Genomic DNA, 23,208 nt, shown 5'->3' with positions numbered 1-23,208 from the left:
AATGAAAAAGAGAAGTCAGAATAGCGTTTAGCAGTAGAACGAGATCTCGTCCACAAGGAAAAATGCCTTCCATTTAGAACAAATCAATTCATGCTGCGCGGCGATAATTTCACAGAGGTCGTCAAGTGTGCTCCGGGGGATCTGCGCTTTGTTATTAGCGACAATGCAACCTCCCCTGCGAGTCAGCCAGATTTTGGCCGAGCTATCTGAAGGCGCTCCCTTGCAAACATGGACATGGATTGGCTCGCCCGCTTCGTTGGACCAAAAGAAGACCCGATAGCCGCCAATAAGAAATAGGCTAGGCAACTTTGGCTCCTCCGTTTGCGGCGTAGCGATACAGCAAATGGGCGTTATTGCTCAGAAAAGTCTCAAATCCTCGCTTCTCCTCATCGGTGAAGCGCCCCTCCCACATAGTCCAATTGTAAGTAGGTAACTCACAACGAGCGGAGTCGAAGCCCTCTGCCGTCGGTCGTTCAAAATGCACGACAACCTTTTCGATATCGCCATCCGTAATCAGGTCAGAATGAATGACCTCAGTACCATCTTCGAATGTCATATACGGGTACATCACGTAAACCACCTCGCAATCGTAAATCCAGTTTAGCATCAAGCTATCGCACCAAAGACAGCAAGCCCCCTTGATGAGTTGATGGTATCTGTTACCGACTTAAGCCAGACAACCGATGGCTCGCAACCGAGCACGGACGACAAGGCAAACGGCAATGCGTCGGAAACGGCACAGCCGACAGTAGCAACAGTAGCTCGAGCGGTTCTGCATCTGGCACGGCATCCGACAGCTCAAACCAGGGCACGGCATCGGGTAACTAGGCGCCACATCCCCCAAATAGGCAACCTGGATAACAGACGTGAACCGGGCGACAATATTTGAAAATCTCTCTTAAAGAATCTCGCTTAAACACTAAAATGTAATGAATAGTCCTCTGTTTAGTTCTCGCAAAGTGGATTAGTCCATTGTAGTTTTCCAATAGACAATTCAACAATTCAATTTAAGTCGTTTAAAACGACAAGTCCGTTCGGCACGACTATGATAGCCCCCCCCACAGAGCGGTTTATTATGTTGACTGATGATTTGCGCTCCATTTTGTCTAAATACGGAATCGATGCATCCGCTTCTCTTTTAAATAACGCTCCCGGAGCTTCTTATGCCAAAAAGCATAAGTGCAAGCGGGATTTGGCTCTCATCCGCTACTAACCTCTTAGCCCAAATAGCCGCTCATGCAATCTAAGTCAATTGTCGTCACGCCCCATTACGGGAGGCGTCATGAAACTGTTATGTTCATTGATGGGCATCCGAAACAAATCGATGCTCGGAGACAAGCTAAGACCTTCTATCAATTCGTTGATTGCGGACAAGCGGTCGCTCGAATACTCAAGCTCTTGGAGTCCGGTTATCCAGAAAAGAGCTGCGACGTGGTTCTCTTAGATGAGTGGGACGCCAACCTTGACAAAATAGCGCGAGCAGACCAGGACAAATTAATCGATGATCTTGCCCAATCAAAATGCATAATCGAAGTGCTCCGCAACTCTCGCCAAACGAGGGGGATTGACAGCCCTCGTCAGCCTTTGAAAAACGGAACGCCTATGGAGCTGGGGGCATGAACGCACAAGGAGCTTCCCGAGTCCATACGCACGGTCAAAGGCGTCAAGGTCCAAGGCACGACGGGCGAGAAAAATGCTTGCCGTTATTGCCCCAACATGCCCCACGCTGGGCACTTTGATATCAACTCTGACAAGCTCGTACTGGTCGGCACCCTTCAAGCGGGTACACCGCGGTGAGCGCCACATCGTGAATCAGCAAGACGGCGTGCCCGCCTCCGCGACCATTGTCTCGGCATCATTGACCCCTACGACGGCATGTGCTTTATGCATGAGGACAGCTATCCCAACACAGTCGACAGCGGCCCGCGTATGAGTCCCGATGGCTTACTCGTGGGTGATGTCAACTTGCACGAACACTCCGAGCTCTGCTGTGCAGGGAGCGACGCCGCCAACATCACCGCCGATACGCCCCCCTGCCACCGACGCTCGTCGCACACGGCACCAAGAACCGCACCGTCAAATGCGAACTATCGGCCGAGTGCTTCGAACACCTGCACACAACCGGCTACGATGCGGAGCTCATACTGGCAAAGGACGCCGACCACGGAGACTCAGATTTCGGATTCCTCAGATAATCGACCGCTACGAGGCGTTCATCCAGCGTCGCGTGGAGCGGCAGGACACAGGCGAGCGATAAACAGGGCTCACCGGTAGGCGGATTTAAAGTACTAACTGACCAACAGCAATCATCAACGGCATAGAAAGCATGGATAGAAGCGTGGTTATGCAGACCGTTCCGCATGCATATCGATAGTCTTTATCAAGCTGTTGAGAAAAGATCGCCACATTCGCACCAGTGGGCGTCGCCGCCGCTATCAATAAGGCCAGTTTTATGCCCTTATCGCAGAGGACGATACTTAAAAGAAGCAGGGAGAGGAGAGGAATGATAAACAGTCGCACAGCCGAGACCCGATACAGGCTCCTTGTCCCCGCGAGCGCACGTAAATCGGATTGAGCCAAATAGATTCCGAGCGTCAGCATCGCCAGCGGGGTATTGAGGGCCGCAATCAGAGAAAGCAGGGAGTCGGCGATCGGGATCATCGGTATACGTGCAACAAAAACGACAACGCCGGCTATAAGGGCGAGGACCATCGGACTCGTCATGATAGCTCGGAGGTTTACGCAGTCCTTCGAGCCCGACAAGAGATACTGCCCATATGTCCACTGCGCGGCATTGAGCAGCGCAATCATGCACGCAATTAAAAAAACGGCGTCTTCCCCAAGGACAGCCCCAACAAGAGGAATGCCGATAAAGCCCGCATTTGAAAACGCGGAGGCGAAGTTATCGATTGGCCACTTTCTCAACAGCACATGAGAAACCACAGCGGCGAGCAGAAGCAACGTGGCAGACAGAGAGAATGTCACGGCCAACTCGTTCAGCTTGGCAAAAGAAAACTCAGTCCAAAACGATTTAAAGATAATGACGGGAAGCACGATATTTATCAGCAGCTTGCCAAAATCCCTTGCTGAGCGCGCATCCAATATCTTTCCCCGGGTAAGGCAAAACCCCACGCCCATGAGCAAAAACATGACAAGAACTTGTTGAATAAGAGGTCCCACAATTGACAAATTAGACACCCCAAAAAATCATCCAGTGCGCCCGACACCACAACCAAAGTCGGCCCCACAGCACCAACCGACCGACGGTTTCACCTACTTCCTACAGCAGTGCCCCCACCGCACGAATGACCCTTGAGACAAACTCGTCAGCAAGCCCTCGCGGCGTTCTGGAGTTAAACGTCTCAAAATACTTGCCGTAATCTTCTCGAGGGACCAAATAATTGCAGTATGAATTTGCATAGCCAATAATAAAAACGTTATAGCCAACAAAGGCCCTCTTAAAGTCAAGGCCCAAAGCGCTACAAGTGTCGCAAGGCATAGTAATAAAAATACAGTTTCCGATCACAGCGAATTGGCTCGGCAATTCGAGCTCGATTTTGCCCATGGAACGCTTAAGCTGCTGGCGTTTAAGGAGAAAATCCTTCATGGGATTTGCCTCGCTGTTTTCTACCCGGTCCGTCATCCATTTCCAATCTGGATCGCTGGCCGCATCGTAGACGCTCCGCATGGCAATCGAGCCCCATCTAGGGGTATCTACGAGCAAGTCAAGCTTCTTGCGCTTTACTTCGATTTGATTGTAGAGCTCGTCGGCTGTCCGCATGAGCTCCGCAGCCCCATCGCCCTGACGGTAAAAACGAGTCGAAACATCACCGCAGGCTCCGTTTATACAGAGCACGGGGCACCCGCGCTTGCTTTCCAAGCGTAATCTAACCTGGCCGATTAAGTCTGCAGACAAAGCCCTGCTCTTCCCGTTGAGAATGGTTGGATGGACCGAGATGAACATGGCACCGCCAAGAGGCGTCCCTCCGTCTGCAGACAGAAAGGAGAACAGTGTCACGCTCTTGTCTGCGGGCCCGTTTTTAACGTTGCGATTTCCGTACAGTCCGTCAACCTCGAGCGTCTCCATGGAAACGGTCGCGTTTTCCCTGTTGACCCATGCAGATACAGCAGCATCCACCGCGGAGATAGCGAGACGTTCCGTCAGCTGAGCCTCGGGCAAGGTTTCCTCAAAGGCAAGCTTGAAGTAGCAGGGGGCGGAGTGCGTATGGATACAGGCGACGGTAATATTGCCTGCATCGACGCCTGTCTTAGCCGAAACGGAGGCTTTAACCGAAAGTGCAAACTCCCTTGATAACATGATCGAGTCAAGCTCAATAAGAATGAACGGGACAGCATCGATGCGAAGAGAGCATGCATTGACCTCGATATCGTCTAGAACATCCGTCCATGTTCCACTTCTGTTGTAACCCCCCATACGACAGGACGCCTCAGGCGTCACGTTTACCTTCTCGATCCCAAACTCGACCTTCATGTAGCCATAATCCTTTCCCAGAAGACGCCTGTTTTCCCAATCGGTATCAGGGCGAGAGCGAGCGCCCCTATAGACGCTCACCCATCAGCACCAAACGCCATGTGACCGTCAACAGCTATTGATAACAGGAGGGACGCCCAGTTAACGCCCCTCCCGTTTCGCACCTTTATCAGGTGCCACACATCTAAGCATTAGCGCTCCGAAACGGGACCGTTCTCGAGCTCGTCTTCAGTAAAGCCAAGGAAATACGTGCCCAAGGCGCTTACAAGGAAGCCTGCAGCTGCGGCAATTCCAAAGTTGATGAGGTTCTGGGTCCCACCGCCCGCAAACGCGAGGAACTCTAGGAAGTTTGATGCCGCGCCGGCAGTATAAACCGTGGCCCCGAGAGCGATTGCAAGTGCACCGGCAACAAAGGAGCCGATAATCTTCCAGACAAACACGCGGCGATAGCGTAGCATCATGCCGTAGATGAAAGGCTCACCGACGCCTCCGACAATATTTGCAACCAAATAACCGAATGCCATATTCTTCTCGTCTTTATCACGCAGTTTGAGCCACGTCGCCACCTCGCAACCGAAGGTCGCCCAAAGACTGACGCCCGTCGCGACCAAAACAAAGCCGTCGGACCCCACGGTCATATAGTTAGCAATGGCAATCATCACAACCGCCACATGCATGCCAGTAATAATCATTGGGCACCAAAGACCCGCCAGAATACCTCCTCCGATAATGGCGGCGACACCACCGGAAGTTCCAAGAAGCTCAAAACCAGCTGCGAGGGCATCGCCCGCCCATGAACCAACAGGGGCGAGAGCGCAGAGAGAGACAGGGACGGCAACGACCATAGTGAGGAAAGGCGCAAAAACCGTTGAAAGAGTATCTGGCACATATTTGCGGAAGAAGCGCTCGATATAGCTCATCGCCCAAACAGAGAGAAGAATGGGCAAAACTGTCTTGGTGTAGTTTGCCGCAACGCAGGGGATGCCGTATACGGAGAACTGCACCCCGTTCGCCGCCATCTGGATCATGGTCGGGTCGATGAGAATGCCGCCCATAAAAGCACCGAGAACCGGCGTTACACCGATATTCTTAGCCGCGTTGTAACCGAGATAAACTGGAATGAAGTAGAACGCAGCGTCGTAGACCATGTTCATGAGAACGTAGAGGTCGCTCGTCTCGATCAGCACGCCCGCCATCGTGGGGCCCAGCACCACGGCGACGGTCTTGAAGAGACCGGCGCACATGAGCACGGGGATCATAGGCACCATGGAGCTCGAGAGATAGTTAAGGATGTTATTGCCTATGACCTTAGGTGTGAGCTTTTGCTTAGGGGTGTCGAGGTTCTCATCGATGGCATCCTGCTTGGCAAACCCACCAAGCTTACAGAGCTCATCGTAGACCTTGGGCACGTTTTGGCCCACGATCACCTGAAACTGCGTTCCCGAAATCTGGGCGCCCAGCACGCCGTTAATCTTCTTTATCTCCTTGATATCGGGCATATCGATATCCTTAAGATTAAAGCGCAGACGCGTCATGCAATGCGCCACAAACGTCACGTTTTCCTTGCCTCCGACGGCTTCGAGCACATCGGCTGCGATTTTCTTGTTATCAGCCATAGCTGAACTCCCTTGCTTTTCCGCCTCGCGTCTGCGCATGCACGAGGTCCGATTACGGCAGGCCTGGCACAAGGCGAATCGAGGGGGCGGGAAGGGCAACATAAACAGAAGAGTCCCGAAGCACAATGCGGACAAGGGAACTGTCTACGTCATGCTTCGAGGCTCTTCTCGAATAACACCTTATGTGACTATGAAACTACATCCAACGGACGCCTTTACGAAAGTCAAAACCGGCAAACGGTCGAATCTCAGCGGCGAGCGGTCGATTAAGGCCTGGATCCCGCACAGACGCGATTAACGTGAAGCATCAGGTAGACTTTCTCTTCATCGGCAAGCGCGGCGCCAAAACGCTCTGCGATAAGCGCAGCCATGCGATCGACGCACACAGCCACATCGGGATGCTGCTCACAGAGCGGCCCATAGAGCGCGCCGTTATCCGTGTTGAGGGGCTCTCCTGTCTGTACGCGTTCCAGCAGGTAGCGGACGTGCGTGGCATAGCGGCAAAAGTCAAAACCGTCGCGGTCCACGCAAACTCCCAGCTCGGACTCGATGATCTTGGTGAACTTCTCGAGCATCGCATCGTCCTTGCGCACCGTATTGGATTTGGCCTTTGAAGACGAGGCGACCACGCTGTTGACGATGCAGAGCGCGATACCGCTCGCCTCCCCTGGCGGCATCTTGATGTTGAAGCCGCGATTGATGCCCTCGAGCGCGAACTTGGCGATCTTATACTCGATGGGATACATCTGCTGCACGTCATAGGAGAGCGGCATCTGCACAAACATATGCTCGCGGCAGCGCTTGATGGCAAAAGCGACATGGTCGGCCATGGTAAAGGGAAGGTTGGGTGAAAGCTCACGCGAGATGTTAGAGCGGGCGATATCGGCGATCTGGGCGGAAAACTCCATCACCTGAGGATCGATCTCGTCCAGAAGTGCCAGGTAACGGGCATCCACGCCGTAAAAGGTGCGCTCGACCCTATCGAGCGTGAGCTCATCGGGGCTGTTGGGGAAACCGATTCCACGGCCAAGCGCAACGAGCTCACGGCCCTTGGCGTTTACGCAGATAACCGTATTGTTGTTAATCCGCTTGAGGATTTTCATGACGCTCCCTACCCGGCGCAAGCAACAGCGCCGCGAGCTCGATTATTCCATGGGACTTCAAATCCGGTCAACCTTCCTTCCGACACCCGACGATTCTCCCCGTCTTCATTTGACCAGCTTGAGAAAAAGCTTCGCGGATTTGGTGAGTTGGTGGTGTTGCGGGCGAGTCCATCTTCGGTCCACACGAGATGGGTACCCTTGGGGCCAAACAACCTGTTGTAGCACCAAACGAACCGGGAGGACCCCGTATGACAACCAAGTACACCGACGCACCGCGCACGCGCGTCATGACACCGGCATCGCTCAACAACGGCGCACACGAGAACCATTCCATCGGACAGACCATGGCCATCGCACCCAAAAAGGGCCTGTTCGACGACATTTCTATTCCCCAGATCATCGCCGGCGCCGCAGCTGCCGCCACGAGCGTCGCGCTTGCCTCCAAGATTGGTATCGCTGGTTCAGTAATTGGTGCCGCCGTGAGCTCGGTCATCACCGTTGTGTCCTCGCAGGTCTACCGCCACTTTATCTCTGCCAGCGCCGAAGCCCTCAAAGGTACGCACGCCGCCGTCGACTACCCCGCCGGCGCCTATGAGCCCGTTGAGCTTAATGCCGAGGAGCACCTGGGCGGCGCCGCGACTACACAGGAGATGCGCCAGGTCGCGGGACACGCGACCACGGCGCGCGTCGCCCCCAACAGCCTACGCGCCAAGGCGGCGGAAGAGCGCAGCCAGACGCAAAAGAAGGTCATCATCTTCTCGATCGCCATCGCCATCGTCGCGGTTATCGCCTGCGCCGGCGCCATCCTTATAACCACCGCCGGTGAGGGTCTGGGCGAGCGCCCCGAGCCAATCCTTTCGTCGCGTACGACCGAGAGCGATGCAAATGACAACACCCAGTCTCAAGATCAGCAGACGCAGACGGACGACACGCAAGACAGTTCCACCTCTGCCAGTTCGTCCTCGAACACCCAAGACCAATCGCAGGGCACCGATTCCTCTACGGCCAACAGTGGCACGACATCCGGCACGACCGACTCAAGCCAAACGACTGACGGTTCGCAGCCGAGCACGGGCGGCCAGACGAGCGACACCACGTCGGGAACGGGCACAGCAGGCAGCAGCAACACCAACAGCTCGAACAGCTCGAGCGGAACCGCGTCCGGCACGGCATCTAACAGCTCAAGCCAAGGCACGACATCGGGCAACTAGGCGCTGCATCCCCAGATAGGCAACCTGTACAACGGGCGCGAATCGACAGCGGTTCGCGCCCGTTTGCCTTGGGCGCCGCCATGGCGAACGCTCTGCGATGGTAAGATGCTTTACATATGTAAAGAGGAGATTTGCCATGAGCAAGACAATAGTTAGGCCCACGCTTTCGCTGGGCAACCACATCTATCTGTATCGCCTGCTGCGCGATGCGATTGGATGCGGCAAGCAAACGTTTATGACACAGGTCGAGGAGGCGCTCGCCGCAGGCGACATGACTGCTTATGACCTGGGCTTTGAGTCCACGCGCGAGCTGCTCGAGGAGCTTAACGACTGCATTAAGCTGACCGTCTTTAAAGGCGGCCGCCTGTATGCCACCGTCATCGCCAACGAGGTATGGGATGCCGCCCTTGTCAAGGGCGAGGACAAGTGCAAGGCTACCAAGGGCACCAAGCAATCCTACAAAAAGAAGAAGCGCGGCAAGAAGGACCTGAAGGCCGTGCGCCCCAAGCACGTTAAGCGTCCCGAGCCCGAAGCCATGGTTGGAGCCGTGCCGGAACCCGAGCCCGAGGCAGAGATCGAAGTCGCTATTGAGGTAACAGCAGAAACCGAAATCGCCGCCACGACCGATCCCGAAGTCATATCCGAGCAGGAAGCCACTGCGGAGCTCAACAAGGCCCCCAAGTCGACAACCGAAGAAGCCGCTAACCAATCCGAGACGCCTGCGTTCCAAAACAGCGATGTCTTTGGCGACGAGACCGATAACGATCAGCCCGACGAGCCCGACGATCAAGACGCCACCGAGTCGACACCGGAGCCCGAGGTGCCGCAGCCTGCCATCTCGCTCACGGTCGTCTATGACCCCGAGAACGCCAACGCCGGCATCACCACCATGGCTTCCACGCCCATCGAGGCAAAGCCATCTGTCGAGGCAGAGAACGCCCCGCAAGCCGATGCCAAAACCGAGACTGAAGACACATCCGTCTCCGTGGAACCGACAGATTTCGCAGTTAAGCCGGAACCGGTGCCTGAGTCTGCACCCGTCATCGAGTCCACATCCGCACCTGTCTATGACCAGATTCCTGTGCCTACAGCGGCTCCGGCCCCCGCTGCAGCACCGGCCCCCGCACCCGCAGCGCCCGCCATCCCCGAGGACTTCCCCGTCGATTTCGCGACCGAGGTCTTCTGCCCCGGCCCGTTTCTGCACCAGCTGTCGACCTATCTCCCCTACGGCGCCGACACGCTCGGCATCGTCGGCGAGTACTACTGGATCGCCCGCGAGCGCGGTACCATCGAGGCCGCGCGCAACCGCGCAAGCTTCCCCCTGCGCTACACGCAGGCCGGCGAGCGCCACGAAGTCACCGTGCGCATCCGACGCAACACCACCGGCGGTCTCGGAGCCGCCTGGGTCATCGATAAAGTCGAAGAACCCGAGCAGTAACGACAAACGGCTCAAATCCAAATCAGGATTTGAGCCGTTTTATTTGTTGATGCTGCATAACCAACAGCGAGCGGGTCGCAAGTGCCCCAGGTTGCCGTGAAAGAGGAGCGACACGTACTTCGGTACGCGAGCGACGGCTTGAACGGCAAGATGGGGTGCTTGCGGCCCGCGCAGCGTCGAGCAGTTACGCGGTTTGGAAAACGCGTAACGATCTAGTCGCGCGTGAGCTTGCGGTGGATGCGATGCGGCTGAGCTGCGTCCTCGCCCAGACGCTCGATACGGTTGGCCTGGTAGGCCTCAAAGTTGCCCTCGAACCAATACCAGTTGCCCGGATTCTCGTCGGTGCCCTCCCACGCCAGAATGTGCGTGGCGACGCGGTCCAGGAACATACGGTCGTGGCTAATGACCACCGAGCAGCCCGGGAACTCGAGCAGCGCCGCCTCGAGCGAGGACAGCGTCTCGACATCGAGGTCGTTCGTGGGCTCGTCGAGGAGCAGCAGGTTGCCGCCCTGCTTGAGCGTAAGCGCCAAGTTCAGACGGTTGCGCTCGCCACCGGAGAGTACGCCGGCGCGCTTCTGCTGGTCCTGGCCCTTAAAGCCAAAGCTCGCCACGTACGCGCGGCTCGGAACCTCGGTCTCGCCGACCATCATGTGATCCAGACCGTCCGAGACGACCTCCCACAGGTTCTTGTCGGGGTCGATGCCGGAACGGTTCTGATCGACATAGGAGATCTTGACGGTCTCGCCCACCTCGAGCTCGCCCGAAGTCAGCGGCTCCAGACCCACAATCGTCTTGAACAGCGTGGTCTTACCGACACCGTTGGGGCCGATGACGCCCACGATGCCGTTGCGCGGCAGGGTGAACGAAAGGTCATCGATGAGCACGCGGCCATCGAACTCCTTGTGCAGGTGATGGGCCTCGAGCACCTTGTTGCCCAGACGCGGGCCCACAGGGATGCGGATATCGGTCCAGTCGAGTTTCTGGCTTGCGCGGGCCTCGGCCTCCATCTCCTCGTAGCGAGCCAGACGGGCTTTGTTCTTGGCCTGACGGGCCTTGGGCGAGCTGCGCACCCACTCGAGCTCGGCCTCCATGCGCTTGGCGAGCTTGGCGTCGCGGTTGCCCTGTGCCTCGATACGCGCGGCCTTGGTCTCCAGATACGTGGAGTAGTTGCCCTTGTAGGGATAGAGGTGGCCGCGGTCGACCTCGCAGATCCACTCGGCGACGTTATCAAGGAAGTAACGGTCGTGCGTGACGGCAAGTACCGCGCCCTGGTAATTGTGCAGGAAGTGCTCGAGCCACAGGATCGATTCGGCGTCCAGGTGGTTCGTGGGCTCGTCGAGCAGCAGCAGGTCGGGAGCCTCGAGCAGCAGCTTGCACAGGGCCACGCGACGGCGCTCGCCGCCAGAGAGCACGTTGACCGGCATGTCGGAATCGGGCAGCTGCAGGGCGTCCATGGCCTGTCCGAGCTTGGAATCGATATCCCAGCCGTCGGCGGCGTCGATCTCGTCCTGGAGCTTGCCCATCTCGGCCATGAGGGCGTCCATGTCGCAGTCCGGGTCGCACATCTCCTCGCCGATCTTATTGAAGCGATCGACCTTGGCGATCATATCGCCAAACGCCATGCGCACGTTCTCGATGACGGTCTTGTCGTCGTCGAGCGGCGGCTCCTGCTGCAGGATGCCCACGGTGTAGCCGGGAGTGAGCCTGGCATCGCCGTTGGAGACCTCCTCGATACCGGCCATGATCTTGAGCAGGGTCGACTTGCCCATGCCGTTGGGACCCACAACGCCGATCTTGGCACCGGGGTAGAAGCTCAGGGTCACGTCGTCAAGGATCACCTTGTCGCCATGGGCCTTGCGAGCCTGATACATCTGGTAGATAAACTCTGCCATTTGCCTGTTTTATCCTTTCTACCTGCTGTTTCCCTATTCTTGTTTCGCTTTAGTGGAAACGAAATGAGAAAACCAGCTCTGAAACTTAACAAAAAAGGGGCGTGGTTGCCCACACCCCCTAATACTACCTGGGAAAAGTCCCCCAGAACATGCTATGAACTGCGTACGCTAGTTTTCCGCAACCTTAGCGAACGGCCCGCTGCGATTTACGCCACAGCAGATACGAGTAGACGTAGGCAGCTCCGCCCGAACCAAACGCCAGAACCGCAATCACCGCGGCGACGACTTCACTCGAAAGCACGCTACCCGCCACGCCCATCACAATCACACCAACACCCAGCACCATAAAGCAGGCGCCGCCAAAACGCTGCGTACGGCGCCAGTTCTCGGGGTCAGCAAGCGCCCAGGGCGTCTTGATGCCAAGCGTGTAGTTCTGCTTTACGCGCGGCAAGTAGTTGCCTACGCCGATGAGCAGCAAGCCGACAGCACCGGAAGTCAGCACGTTGACCGAACCGACCGCCGGCACCACGCCCCAGACCGTAAGCTCTCCCAGCCAGCTTATGGCGCACATGAACAAGGTAAAGGCGATTACGAAGCCCTGATAGAACTTGCCCGAGGTCCGATACGCCTCGCCCTTGGGGTCAATGCGTGGCACCACGTAGAACATCGCGAGAAGCACCAGCGGCAATGCGCCGAGCGCCGATGCCATCCAGCTGGGACCCCAGCCGTTAACGGCGCCGCTCGCTCCCCAGTGCGTGGGAATCTGCGCCGGCAGGCTCGGCATCACCATAAGGTGCGCTGCGACGTTGGCGACGCACAGAGCGATCAGCGCAATCCACACGCGTGGCGATACCCCCGTGGCGTGAATGCCCTTGTTTTCGTTATTCATCCTTATCACCTTCAGTGTCTGTAAAGCCCATAAACCAGCCGATCAAGTCCTGCATGACGGTGGTGTTTAAGCTGTATACGATGTTTTGGCCATGGCGTTCGTCGGTCACCAAGCCGGCGTTTTTGAGTGTCGCCAAGTGATGGCTCAGTGACGGCTTGCTAATGTCAAAATGCTCGGCAAGCTCCCCGGCCGTGCAATTGCCCTCGCGCAGCAGTTCCAAAATACGTCGCCGCGTAGGATCGGCCAGCGCCTTAAAACCCTCTCCCGGCATAGAACCTCCTCTCACTGGCTCGTTCGACGCGTACACTATACTCTATATTTAGATGTTTGTCTAACTATCTAATACAGGAACATATATGGAACATTTGTTCGTATTTAGCTACAATGGAAGTTGAAGCAGATGGACCAGCTCCCTCTACCCAAGAAGGAGATGGACTATGAGTATTGACGATGTCCTGACGTTGTTATTGCTTGTAATCGCGGCCGTGGAGCTCGGCATCCACATTGGAGGTCGAATGAAATAGCCGCCCCCGCGTAATGCGAAGACGGCCACTTCTCACGCCAAAAACGTGTTTCGGAGTTGGCTAACCCGCGGCAACGGGTGCCATCTGCTTCATCTTATGAGAATCCCCGTCTCATTTCAACAAGCCCCAAGGGTTCAAATGGAATCGCGATAATACCTATAATGGCGATAGCTAAAACACGATTCGCTTCCCCATCGGAGGATGTTTATGACCGAAACCGTAGACGCTTCACCCATCGAGACGCGCGACACCAAGCTCGAAATCATCATGGGCCGCGAGGCACTCGACAAGCTCGCTGACGCCACGGTGCTGGTACTCGGCTGCGGCGGCGTGGGCTCCAACTGCTGTGAAGCACTTGCCCGCGGCGGCATTGGCCATTTCGTAATTCTGGATAAAGACATCATCGCGCCCAGCAACATTAACCGTCAGGCCATTGCCTTTCATAGCACCATCGGCAAGCGCAAGGTAGACGTGATGGAAGCCATGATCCACGACATCAACCCTGCCGCCACCGTCATCAAACGCACCGAATACCTGTTGAGCGACAACATTGACGGGTTCTTCGCGAGCGTTTTTGAGCAGACAGGTGGCAAGCTCGACTACGTCGTCGACGCCATTGACACCATCTCCGCCAAGCTCACCGTTGCCAGATATGCTCAGGACCACGACATTCACCTGGTGAGCTCCATGGGCGGCGGCAACAAGCTGCATCCCGAATGCCTGCGCTTTGCCGACATTTTCGAAACGGTCCGCGATCCCATGAGCCGCATCATGCGCAAAGAATGTAAGAAGCGCGGCATCAAAAGTCTTCATGTACTGTTTAGCTGCGAGGAGTCGGTCAAGACCCAGCGCCGTGACCCCTCCAACATCCACGAGCGCACCGAGCTCGGAACCGCCAGTTATATGCCGCCCATCATGGGTCAGATGATTGCCGGCGAGGTCATTCGCCAGATCAGTGGGCGCGGCACTGAGCGCGTGCGTGCTGACGGCCAGCGCCTGGACTAGCGAGGCGCACCGCGATGGAGCCCCGGTTAATTGACGCACACTGCCATCTTGATTTGATGGCTTACCCGAATACTGTTGCCGACGAAGCTGCGGCTATAGGGCTGGGGGTCTTTGATTGTGGGGTCGACCCACGCGACTTCGCGGCAGCAAAAAAGCGTGCCAGCCGCTACCCAAACATTATCGCGGGCGTTGGCCTCCATCCCTGGTGGCTCGTCGACGGCCGATGTGGAACTGCCGAGGTTGACCTACTTTGCAAGCTCGCCAGCCGGGAATGTTTTATCAGCGAGGTCGGGCTCGATTTCTCGCCACGCTTTACGGGCACCGAGGGGATGCAGACGCAGGTATTCGAGCGGCTTTGTCAGACGCTATCGCAGCGCCCACTCCCCGATCGTGTTCTATCCATCCATGCTGTTCGAGCGGCAGGAATTGCACTGGATACCCTAAAGTCACATGAGCTACTCACCCCAAGCCCCAACTCCCCCGCCATCATCTTCCACTGGTTTAGCGGTACCTCGGACGAACTCATCCGCGCGCGCAATGCGGGTTGCTATTTTTCCGTCAACGAACGCATGCTCGCGTCTAAGCGAGGACGCGAATACGTACGACAGATTCCACTCGACCGCCTGCTGCTTGAAACCGACGCCCCAGCCGAAGCAAATACGGAAACCTCAGCGCGACAGCTCGCCGACTCACTCACGAGAGCTTCCAAAGTCATCACCCAACTTAAAACCCGCGATGCAGGGAGCATCGAGTCGATCATTTTAGAAAACTCACGCTCCATTTTTGGTCTTTGCTAACCCAGGTGGGCAAAAAACACCAAATATGAGTACTGTTGCAAAGCTAGTCACATTATTTAGCGACTAAACAACACCCCGTTAATGCACAGGCGTTCATTAACGGGGTGTTTTAGCATGTCTTAAGCCGTAAAAAACAAGCTTTAATCGCCCCCGGGCGCTCAACTAGAGCCTCGAAGGCTTGTTTTTGCTGTTACTAAAATAGTGACAGTACTCATATTTGGCATTTTTTTGCCCACCGAGTCACAAGGAAGCGCGGAACACGCGCCTCGTACTCCACAAATTACTGAATCCTCCTGTACCCGAGCAGTATCGAATACCAGTTCTGTAAAACTACGCCAGTTCGTGCACAAGATCGCAGTTACGCGCATACAGTTCATCGAAAATATGACGACGCGACGTATATAACTCGTGGGCAGCCATATCGGGCACGATTGTTTGCGCAACGCCAAGGACTTGGGCGAGCTCATCCCATGATGCATAGGTGCCACCTGCGAGAGCTGCCATGATGGCATCGCCGAAGCATGCGCCCACCGCAACCTTGGCAACCGAGACCTCGCGCCCACATACGTCGGCGATAGCCTGCATCCAAACTGGATTCTTGGTTCCACCTCCGACAAGCATAATGCGCCCAATTGGCAGTCCATGCTCTCGCTCGATAATGTCGACATGGGATGCAACGGTATACGCGACGCCTTCCAAGGCGGCGCGAACCATATGGGCTCGCGTATGCCTTCCGGTCAGGCCAAAGAAGACGCCACGCGCCTCGGGATCGTTGAGCGGAGTACGCTCCCCTGCAAAGTACGGCAGGCACAGGAGCCCATCGGCACCCGGCGCCACATCGGCGGCATCATGCGCCATAACCGAATAAGCATCGGGGCCACCGTGGCCCTCGGCCTCTACGGCGTCGCGATACAGCTATTGGCGCAGCCACGATGTGAGCGCACCCGCCGTATTGGTCCCCGCGCAGATCCCGTAAGTTCCGGGAATGATAAACGTCCCTGGCCACAGGCGGGCATCATCGATCATATGATCAGCTAGGTAGATGAAATACGCCGTGCTCCCCAACTGAACCATCATATCGCCGGGACGGAATACACCCGTCGAAATGGCCTCGGCACCAGAGTCGCCCGTTCCCACTAAGACAGGTGTCCCTGCCGCGAGCCCCGTCGCCTCAGCCGCACGCTGCGACGCTCGCGGACCTCATCGGCAAGCTCGCCCGAGGCGCCACGACCGGCAGCCGAACCGCCGATGACCATCGCATCCGGTAGGCAATTAAGGAGAAGTGAATCGGCAACGTCCACAGTCGAGCGGTCGTTGAGATACCCCCCCCCCGCTCGTGATGAAGTGAAAAAGCTTAAGGTCGTCCAAGCGCAGCGCCGCCTTGCGACGCATGTTGTTAGCATAATCTCGGTTAATCAGCCCGAGATCACCGGCCCAGGCACCGCAAAAAATGCAGCGCGTGAACTGCGCTTGGCGGCTCCCACAACTTGCGACACGCTTCCGCCCGGATAATACAACGAATCACCTGACAGAGGACGCAGACTAAACTGAAGGGACTGACCCCGGAGGAGTTCCGGAGCCAGTCCCTTGCGGCGTAGTTCTTATTTAAGCCGTCCAAGTTTTGGGGTGCAGTTCATTATTGCAGGAACGTTATTCCCCCAGCACCTCGACGTACACTTTTCGCTTCTGCGGACCGTCAAACTCCGCAAGATAGATGTTTTGGGCACCTCCGCACACGATGTGGCCATCTTGGACGGGAAAGAAGCAACTGTTTCCACAAATCATGCTCTTGATATGCCCACAGGAGTTGTTGCTGGTGGCTCCATAGCTCGGCAGGAAGCGTGCATGCGCATAGGGGGCATCGAGCGGGGCGATGCGATCAAGCGTCTCCATAAGATCCGTCTCCACGCAGGGCAGCCCCTCGTTTACCACGATTCCACAAGTCGTATGCGACAAAATAATCGCTGCCAAGCCATTGGTCACCGAGCTGCGTTCGATGGCGGCGTGCACGTCTTCGGTAATATCGATGAACTGGTCCGGAGCAGTCGATAGATAGCTCAATGTCTCGAGCGTCACCATGTTTACTCATCCCCTTCAAGAAAGCGCAGGGCATTACCCCAGTAGAGCCTTTCTCGTGCATCATCGCGCATGGACACGGTATCGAGCGCCCGCTTGAGTTTGAACGCACGGAAGCGCGGCGTATTGCTGGCGAACATCACTTGATGCGATAGCGCGCGGTCATACCACAGGGGCCCCATATCGACCGTGAAAAGACGCTGCATCATCTCCTCGGGCGAATCGATGTAAGTGATAGAGGTGTCCGTGTAGCAGTTGGGATACTTGAGCAGCATCGCCACGGTCTCGCGCACCCAGGGCCAGCCAAAGTGGGTCAAACTAAAACGCACATTTGGATGCGTTGCGATTGTGTGCTCAAATGCAAGCGGGTTGCTGCGCGAGAGTTCTGCACCCGGCTCCCAAGACATACCGGCATGGAAAACCACCGGCTTGTTATAGCGCTCGCACAGCTCGTAAAGCGGCTCGGCCACAGCATCATCGGGGGCAAAACCCTGTTTTGCCGGATGCAGGCAAAGCCCCTTTGCCCCCAACTCGGTAAAGGTGCGCTCCAATTCGCCTGCGGCACCGCTCACCTGCGGATCTACGCTCGCAAATCCCCACAGGCGATCGGGATGCGCGGCAACCAGCATGGCAATCTGGTCATTGGTGCCAAAATGCCCTCCGCATGCCGTGGTTACATCAAGCGGCATGAGCACGCTCTTCTGCACATCGCAGACGTCCATCTCGACTTGAAGCTCATCCCAATCCATGGGGCCCATATGCCCCATACCAAATTCTCGTGACCAAAAACCAAATCCATCAGGCTCATCACCCGGCGTATAGATCTCGCCGTAGAGCATAGGATGAACCAACATGTCGATAACCATTTCGTACTCCTTTCCAGGCATTTGACCCTAGTACGGCTCAAACGAACCAATCACTCGGGACGATAGTTCAGCGCCTGCCTTCATACACGCGGGAATATCAAGGCCATCGATCACGCCCTTGGTAAACCCGGCAATATACGAGTCGCCGGCACCCACGGTGTTAACGACCTTCTCCGCCGGTACGATCTCGCACTCATAGAAGCGCTCACCGTCATAGGCAATGCTTCCCTTCTCGCCAAGCGTGGCAACCGCAACGCGCGGCCCCAACTCCTGTACGTGACGCACCCAATCACGTAGCTCCGGAGTGTCATCTTCAAACGACATAAATGCGTAGTCAACGTAGGGAAAATGATTATCGCAGGCATATTCGGGATCCTGGCTGAACACCGAGAAGTCCATAACCACCGTCTTGCCCGCATCATGCCATTCGGGCAGGAGGTCCAAACAATTGCCAAACAGATCGGTATGAATGATGTCATGTTCTAGGATAAACGCCCGGTCATCTTCATTCGGTCGATATGTCTCCATTACGCCATCGATTGCCTCGAGATGCACGCGATCGACGCCGTCTTTCAATTCCATGAGCATCACCGAGGTGTCGCCATCCTCCACCCGCAGATGTGAGATATCGAACCCCTCAGCGGCCAGTGCCTCTCTCATCTTGTCTCCGTACTCGTCCTTGCCGACAACCGAAACGGCGGATACCGAAACGCCCATTCGCGCAAGATGGATACCCCAGTCAATGCCATTACCAGTCGGATAGAACACGCCGATGTTTTGATAGACGTCCGCGCAGCAAAAACCAGCCGCACACGCTTTAATACCCATAGTCTTCTCCAATGTTCAAAAGGGGACCCACCGCATTGCGAGCCCCCTTTTCGCGTTTCGCTTATTGTTTTGCATCGGCTGTCCAAGGCCTCATAGCCAGACCGCCGCACGCTTTCTTAAGCTATTCAGCGATTGGTGCTCCGTGGCCCCAAGAGCCTTCCATGCCGCACACGGTCGAGGCAAACCCGGCGGCAAAGTCGAGCGCGCGCTCGATGGCCTCGGCGCCATCCTCACCACGCTTGGCGGAATCGAGATAGCACATTAAAACCGAGGTGAGGAACGAGTCGCCCGCCCCCATGGTGTCCTTCATGTCCGTTACCGGTTTAGCCAGCTGGCGGTAATAACGCTCGCCGTCGTAAGCAATGCAGCCCTCGGCGCCCGCCGTAGCCGACACAAAACGCGGACCCAGGCCCTTCACCCATGCCAGACGCTCGCGAATCTCGTCCTCACTCGCGGCATCCGCCGCACTAAAGAAAGCAAAATCGACGTAGGGCGCAATCTGCTCGTAGTACTCGTCGGTGGAGTCGTCCGAAAAGTCAAAAGAGACCGTGACGCCCGCAGCCTTCAGCTTGGGCAGCTCGCGCTCGGTAAAGCAATAGTTGCCCGAATGAACCACATCGAACTGCTTCATGTACGAAAGGTCAAAGCGATCGAGGACATAGCGCGCATCGCCACGGATACCGCCCTCGTTGGAGCCAAGGAAGACACGGTCACCGTCAACGACGGTGACGCGAGCCGCTCCGTTCTCGCCAATCATCTGCTCGCACTTGTCAAGCTCGATACCCTCATCCTCGAGGCTTGCAATGACATGCTCGGCAGCGGCGTCATTGCCAAAAATGCCCATGTATGCGGAGCGTGCGGCACCGCATTTCTTGGCATAAACGGCGAAGTTCACCGCATTGCCGCCAGGATACATGGTATGGATATGCTCGTAGCGATCGACGACGTTGTCGCCAAATCCGAGCGCGTTAACGTTAAATGCCATGGCCTTTGTCCCTTCTAGTACTCGACAACACCCATATAGCGACGGAAATCGGGATCGTGATCAAACACCTTGCCGCGTGCAGCACGCAGCTCGCAGTTCATGGCATAGAACAGCACCGGGTCCAGATAGGCACGGACGCTCGCCGGCACGGCTTCCATACCGTACTCCTTGGCATCGAGCACCATCAGCGTATCGGTATGCGTCTTAAGGAACGCCAGGGCGCGCTCGTCCATAGCACGGCACTCGCTGGAGCCCATCTGCAGGAAGTAAAAAACGCCATCCTGAGTAGCCTCGAAGGGGCCATGGAAGTACTCGGCAGAGTGGATGTAGCTGCAGTGCTGCCACTGCATCTCCATAAGAGAGCAGATAGCGAAACCGTAGGTCTGGCTAAAGTTGGGACCGCTGCCCAGAATATAGAAGAACTCGTGCTCCTGGCAAAGCTTGGCAAAGCGATCGCCCAGCTCGGCATTTACCTTCTCGCGTGCCGGGGGAAGAATCTTATCCATCTCGGCGATACCGGCATACATATCGGCAAGATCGGCGTAGCCCTCCTGCTGATCGAGCAGCTCTGCCGCAAGCGACAGCGAAATACCAGCGGGGACCTCGGCCTGCGGCACACCCTCGCCCCACGGGTAGACCCACGTGGTCCACTTGCCGGAGTCGATCTTAGATCCAGCGTTGTCGGTCTGGGCGATCACCGTAGCGCCGGCAGCAAGGGCAATCTCGCAGCCCTCGACGACCTCGGGGGTGTTGCCACTGTGGCTACAAGCGATGACCAGGGACTTCTCGCCCAGACGACGCGGACGCATAATGTCGAATTCACGCGCGGTATAGATATACGAAGTGAAGGTGGTTGCCTCGCGCTGCAGAAGCTCATGAGCCGGGATCAAATCGATCATGGAGCCACCGCAAGCAATCCAGTAGACGCTGTCGAACTTGCCCTTCTCGGCAATTGCCTCTTTGATCAGATCGTGTGCGTTCATATCCAGTTCCTTTCTTGTTTGGTCCGCAATCAATGAGATTGGCTGCGTGGCCGATAGTTGTTTTAGTCAATCAGATATTTCTCGAATGCGGCCATGTTCTTGGCATCTGCCGCCGCCGGGTCATCGTAGTAACGACCGTCCGTGATTTCCTGGCCCAGCATGCCGTCAAAACCATGGGCGTTGAGCGTGGCGACGAAGGCGTCCATATCGTGCTTGCCATCGCCCCACACCAGATGGCCATACGGGTCACCGTCGATAAAGTGCATCTCGTGAATTGCCCCATCACCAAAGGCGGCAAACCAGTCCTCGAGCGTCTCGCCTGCAACGCCCATCGCGGTTGTATCAACCATGGGCTGTAAGTACGGGCTCGCGACCTCGTCAATCATGCGCTTCGCATCGGAAACCGTCGTCACAAGGTTGCTCTCCTCGGGACGCAGGCTTTCCATCGTAAGCACCAGACTGTGCTCGCCGGCATACTCCGCCAGAATGGACAAGTGCTCGCGGCTGCGCTTCCAGGCCTCCTCGCGATCCTCGTCCCAGTCGCCCCAGCCCGAGTTGACGGACATACGGTCGCACCCAAGTACCTCGGCAAGCTCAATGCCGTGCTTAAAGTACGCCAGGCTGCGCTGTTCATGCAGCGGCTTGCGTGCGCAGTATTGCCAAGGATAGACAACATTCTCGGGGCACAGAGTACGATACCTAAGCCCACGGTCTGCAGCCTTTTTCGCCAGGACCTCAGCCTCAAAGTAGCCCGTGTGGTCGAGCGTCACATGCGGCTCCGCACACCACAGCTCAATGGACTCAAAGCCCAAACGCTGCTGCGCGTCAAGGAAGTAATCGAGCGACCACATGATGTAGTGGATATTCATGCCCGCAATCTGTTCGCGGCGCAGCGTCGGTTTGGATTCAGACACCTTATGCCTCCTTATTTCGATCGAACACGATTTGTCCGTCCGACATCGTCATATCAACCGCAAGATCGCGTGCGTCGCGATAATCGAGGTCGAACACATCCCGATCGAGCACGCAGATATCGGCAAGCTTGCCAACCTCAAGCGTACCCAGCTCGTCTTCGCGCATCAGATCGTACGCGCCCCCGGCAGTCCAAGCGCGCAAGAGCTCGACAAGCGTCAGCACGTTGGCCTCATTCACGGGCAGTCCATCGTCGAAGTATCCGCCGCACGCGCTGTAGATTGACTCACCCAGGCTCGGAATCAGCAGCGGCAAATCCGTACCACAGCACACCGTGCATCCGGAATCTTCCATGCCGCGGCGATTCCAGCTGTGTAAAAGTCGCGTCTCGCCAATTTGTCGACGCATCATCGATAGGCAATCCTCGCGCCGGTCCAGCGTCAGAATCTGCGGATAGACCTCGCAAATTCCACCTAACTTGCCAAACTCGACAAGATCGGTCGGGTCAGAGTTCTCGAGATCGGTAATCGCATGGCGGCGAAGCATCCGTCCATGTTCGTCTCGAGGCAGCGAGGCATAGAGCGCCACGGTGCGACGAACGGCGCCATCTCCCTGGCAATGCAAGGAATATCGGAAGCCGTCAGCATCAATTGCACGTAGCTCGTTCTCAATCAGATCCCACTCGGGCTCCTCGACGACCGTCTTGCCGGCGGCTCCCGCATCGGCCGTGTCCTCATAGGGGTCAATCATCTCGGCAAGCCCCGCCCATACGCCGCGATCGGCCATACGGTTGAAGCCAGAAAAACGAACGAACGGTCCCCGGAAGCGCTCTCGTGCCTCGCGGGCATATGCCAGATTTGCACCAGCGCCCACCGGCTGCGACATCATAGAGACGCGAACCGTCAGCTCACCAGATTCCTCACGGCGAGCCATTTCGTCGGCAAAGCCGTAGTAGTCATCAAACGCCATCTCCTTGATGGCGGTAACGCCGCGCTCGTTAAGCATGCTCATGTAGTCCGAATACCCCGCACGTACCTCGGGCAGCGCGAGGAAATCGCTCATCATGCGCCAGATCTTCTCGGCATAGCACGCCTGGGGTGTAAAGCCGTATCGTGCACTGGCGGCTGCATTGAGAACGCAGGTCTCCGCACCCGGTGTAAAGCAGACGACAGGGATATCGCCAAAACAATCGTCAAACACGGCTGCCGTATTTGCGTTCTCGGCATCCGATGCCAACGTTTCGGGTAGGTTGTGGCCAAAAGCCGCCGCGCAATCCGAATGATCTTCTATCCATGCACGCAAGAGCGACACGGCCCCTTTGGCATCAGCGATGCCGGACAGATCAGGCCCCAACGTCCGCAGTGCCCAGCCCGTATAGAAGGTATGCACATCGATCAGGCCAGGCATGACGGTGCGGTCGCCCAGGTCAACTACCTCGTCCGCTTGGGTCAAATACGAAGCTACCTCACACTTGGTGCCAACAGCCTCAATTCGATTGCCACGGACCGCTACGAAACCTTCAAACGGCAGGTCCCCCGTACCGGTAAAGACGCTCTTAGACGTCAGGACCGTCAAACGATCAGACATCACA

Annotated in this window: 22 protein-coding genes and 1 pseudogene; 5 read left to right on the top strand and 18 right to left on the bottom strand. The window is 56.6% G+C overall.

The window, feature by feature from the left end; translation table 11 throughout:
• Nucleotides 1-27 precede the first annotated feature (27 nt).
• From SFLMC1_RS11430 to SFLMC1_RS06175, 6 genes are all read right to left on the bottom strand, one after another.
• On the bottom strand, nucleotides 28-306 hold the full coding sequence (locus SFLMC1_RS11430; RefSeq protein ID WP_152074828.1) for a DUF4160 domain-containing protein: 279 nt from the start codon (nucleotides 304-306) through the stop codon (nucleotides 28-30).
• Nucleotides 299-568: a hypothetical protein gene (locus tag SFLMC1_RS06195; protein ID WP_152074906.1), complete on the bottom strand. Its 270-nt coding sequence runs from the start codon at nucleotides 566-568 to the stop codon at nucleotides 299-301. The genes SFLMC1_RS11430 and SFLMC1_RS06195 overlap by 8 nt, the downstream gene beginning before the upstream one ends.
• A gap of 1,712 nt (nucleotides 569-2,280) precedes the next feature.
• Nucleotides 2,281-3,180 (bottom strand): AEC family transporter, encoded by a 900-nt coding sequence (locus tag SFLMC1_RS06190; protein ID WP_226814310.1) that lies wholly within the window; start codon nucleotides 3,178-3,180, stop codon nucleotides 2,281-2,283.
• Between the two features lie 100 nt (nucleotides 3,181-3,280).
• Nucleotides 3,281-4,492 carry a hypothetical protein gene (locus tag SFLMC1_RS06185; RefSeq protein WP_152074830.1) on the bottom strand — a complete coding sequence of 404 codons (1,212 nt, stop codon included), beginning with the start codon at nucleotides 4,490-4,492 and terminating at the stop codon, nucleotides 3,281-3,283.
• 191 nt (nucleotides 4,493-4,683) lie between these two features.
• Nucleotides 4,684-6,108, bottom strand: coding sequence for a PTS transporter subunit EIIC (locus tag SFLMC1_RS06180; protein ID WP_187323882.1), 1,425 nt, complete (start codon nucleotides 6,106-6,108; stop codon nucleotides 4,684-4,686).
• Between the two features lie 266 nt (nucleotides 6,109-6,374).
• Nucleotides 6,375-7,211, bottom strand: a complete 837-nt coding sequence (locus SFLMC1_RS06175) for a PRD domain-containing protein (protein WP_152074832.1) — start codon at nucleotides 7,209-7,211, stop codon at nucleotides 6,375-6,377.
• Between the two features lie 248 nt (nucleotides 7,212-7,459).
• On the opposite strand from SFLMC1_RS06175, the gene SFLMC1_RS06170 reads away from it, so the two are divergent.
• Together SFLMC1_RS06170 and SFLMC1_RS06165 are read left to right on the top strand one after the other, a co-directional pair.
• Complete coding sequence (locus tag SFLMC1_RS06170; RefSeq protein WP_152074833.1) at nucleotides 7,460-8,422, top strand: hypothetical protein; 963 nt, start codon at nucleotides 7,460-7,462, stop codon at nucleotides 8,420-8,422.
• Between the two features lie 136 nt (nucleotides 8,423-8,558).
• Nucleotides 8,559-9,860 (top strand): hypothetical protein, encoded by a 1,302-nt coding sequence (locus SFLMC1_RS06165; protein WP_152074834.1) that lies wholly within the window; start codon nucleotides 8,559-8,561, stop codon nucleotides 9,858-9,860.
• A gap of 212 nt (nucleotides 9,861-10,072) precedes the next feature.
• Here SFLMC1_RS06165 and ettA read toward each other — a convergent pair whose 3' ends face one another.
• From ettA to SFLMC1_RS06150, 3 genes are all read right to left on the bottom strand, one after another.
• On the bottom strand, nucleotides 10,073-11,752 hold the full coding sequence (gene ettA, locus SFLMC1_RS06160; RefSeq protein ID WP_055251458.1) for an energy-dependent translational throttle protein EttA: 1,680 nt from the start codon (nucleotides 11,750-11,752) through the stop codon (nucleotides 10,073-10,075).
• 184 nt (nucleotides 11,753-11,936) lie between these two features.
• The gene (locus SFLMC1_RS06155) at nucleotides 11,937-12,641 is read right to left on the bottom strand and encodes an SdpI family protein (protein WP_152074835.1); all 705 of its coding nucleotides are present in this window, start codon (nucleotides 12,639-12,641) and stop codon (nucleotides 11,937-11,939) included.
• Nucleotides 12,634-12,912, bottom strand: a complete 279-nt coding sequence (locus SFLMC1_RS06150) for an autorepressor SdpR family transcription factor (RefSeq protein ID WP_152074836.1) — start codon at nucleotides 12,910-12,912, stop codon at nucleotides 12,634-12,636. The genes SFLMC1_RS06155 and SFLMC1_RS06150 overlap by 8 nt, the downstream gene beginning before the upstream one ends.
• Before the next feature lie 460 nt (nucleotides 12,913-13,372).
• Here SFLMC1_RS06150 and SFLMC1_RS06145 point away from each other — a divergent pair, with 460 nt between their 5' ends.
• Nucleotides 13,373-14,170: a ThiF family adenylyltransferase gene (locus SFLMC1_RS06145; RefSeq protein WP_152074837.1), complete on the top strand. Its 798-nt coding sequence runs from the start codon at nucleotides 13,373-13,375 to the stop codon at nucleotides 14,168-14,170.
• 14 nt (nucleotides 14,171-14,184) lie between these two features.
• Entirely contained in the window at nucleotides 14,185-14,967 is a 783-nt protein-coding gene (locus SFLMC1_RS06140) for a TatD family hydrolase (protein ID WP_152074838.1), read from the top strand.
• A gap of 330 nt (nucleotides 14,968-15,297) precedes the next feature.
• Here SFLMC1_RS06140 and SFLMC1_RS11290 read toward each other — a convergent pair whose 3' ends face one another.
• Together SFLMC1_RS11290 and SFLMC1_RS06130 are read right to left on the bottom strand one after the other, a co-directional pair.
• On the bottom strand, nucleotides 15,298-15,825 hold the full coding sequence (locus tag SFLMC1_RS11290; protein ID WP_226814304.1) for a xylulokinase: 528 nt from the start codon (nucleotides 15,823-15,825) through the stop codon (nucleotides 15,298-15,300).
• 278 nt (nucleotides 15,826-16,103) lie between these two features.
• The gene (locus tag SFLMC1_RS06130; protein ID WP_187323881.1) at nucleotides 16,104-16,268 is read right to left on the bottom strand and encodes a hypothetical protein; all 165 of its coding nucleotides are present in this window, start codon (nucleotides 16,266-16,268) and stop codon (nucleotides 16,104-16,106) included.
• Between the two features lie 231 nt (nucleotides 16,269-16,499).
• Between SFLMC1_RS06130 and SFLMC1_RS11425 the strand changes: the two are divergent.
• A pseudogene (locus SFLMC1_RS11425) lies at nucleotides 16,500-16,565 on the top strand (IS3 family transposase); the annotation flags it as partial.
• Nucleotides 16,566-16,617: 52 nt separating this feature from the next.
• Here the strand turns inward: SFLMC1_RS11425 and SFLMC1_RS06125 are convergent.
• From SFLMC1_RS06125 to SFLMC1_RS06095, 7 genes are all read right to left on the bottom strand, one after another.
• A complete protein-coding gene (locus SFLMC1_RS06125) occupies nucleotides 16,618-17,046 on the bottom strand; it encodes a secondary thiamine-phosphate synthase enzyme YjbQ (protein WP_152074839.1) in 429 nt (142 codons plus the stop codon).
• Between the two features lie 2 nt (nucleotides 17,047-17,048).
• Nucleotides 17,049-17,909: an amidohydrolase family protein gene (locus SFLMC1_RS06120; protein ID WP_226814305.1), complete on the bottom strand. Its 861-nt coding sequence runs from the start codon at nucleotides 17,907-17,909 to the stop codon at nucleotides 17,049-17,051.
• 27 nt (nucleotides 17,910-17,936) lie between these two features.
• The gene (gene frlD, locus SFLMC1_RS06115; protein ID WP_152074841.1) at nucleotides 17,937-18,737 is read right to left on the bottom strand and encodes a fructoselysine 6-kinase; all 801 of its coding nucleotides are present in this window, start codon (nucleotides 18,735-18,737) and stop codon (nucleotides 17,937-17,939) included.
• A gap of 121 nt (nucleotides 18,738-18,858) precedes the next feature.
• On the bottom strand, nucleotides 18,859-19,722 hold the full coding sequence (locus SFLMC1_RS06110) for a PfkB family carbohydrate kinase (protein WP_152074842.1): 864 nt from the start codon (nucleotides 19,720-19,722) through the stop codon (nucleotides 18,859-18,861).
• A gap of 14 nt (nucleotides 19,723-19,736) precedes the next feature.
• Entirely contained in the window at nucleotides 19,737-20,705 is a 969-nt protein-coding gene (locus tag SFLMC1_RS06105; protein WP_022094440.1) for an SIS domain-containing protein, read from the bottom strand.
• Between the two features lie 62 nt (nucleotides 20,706-20,767).
• A complete protein-coding gene (locus tag SFLMC1_RS06100; protein ID WP_152074843.1) occupies nucleotides 20,768-21,619 on the bottom strand; it encodes a sugar phosphate isomerase/epimerase family protein in 852 nt (283 codons plus the stop codon).
• A 1-nt stretch (nucleotide 21,620) separates the two neighbouring features.
• Entirely contained in the window at nucleotides 21,621-23,204 is a 1,584-nt protein-coding gene (locus SFLMC1_RS06095) for an amidohydrolase (protein WP_152074844.1), read from the bottom strand.
• Nucleotides 23,205-23,208 lie beyond the last annotated feature (4 nt).

The sequence above is a fragment of the Collinsella aerofaciens genome, from assembly GCF_901212495.1.
Taxonomy (GTDB): Bacteria; Actinomycetota; Coriobacteriia; order Coriobacteriales; family Coriobacteriaceae; genus Collinsella; species Collinsella aerofaciens_H.
The sequence above is the reverse complement of the archived record's forward strand: the minus strand, read 5'-3'. Positions and strand labels throughout refer to the sequence as shown.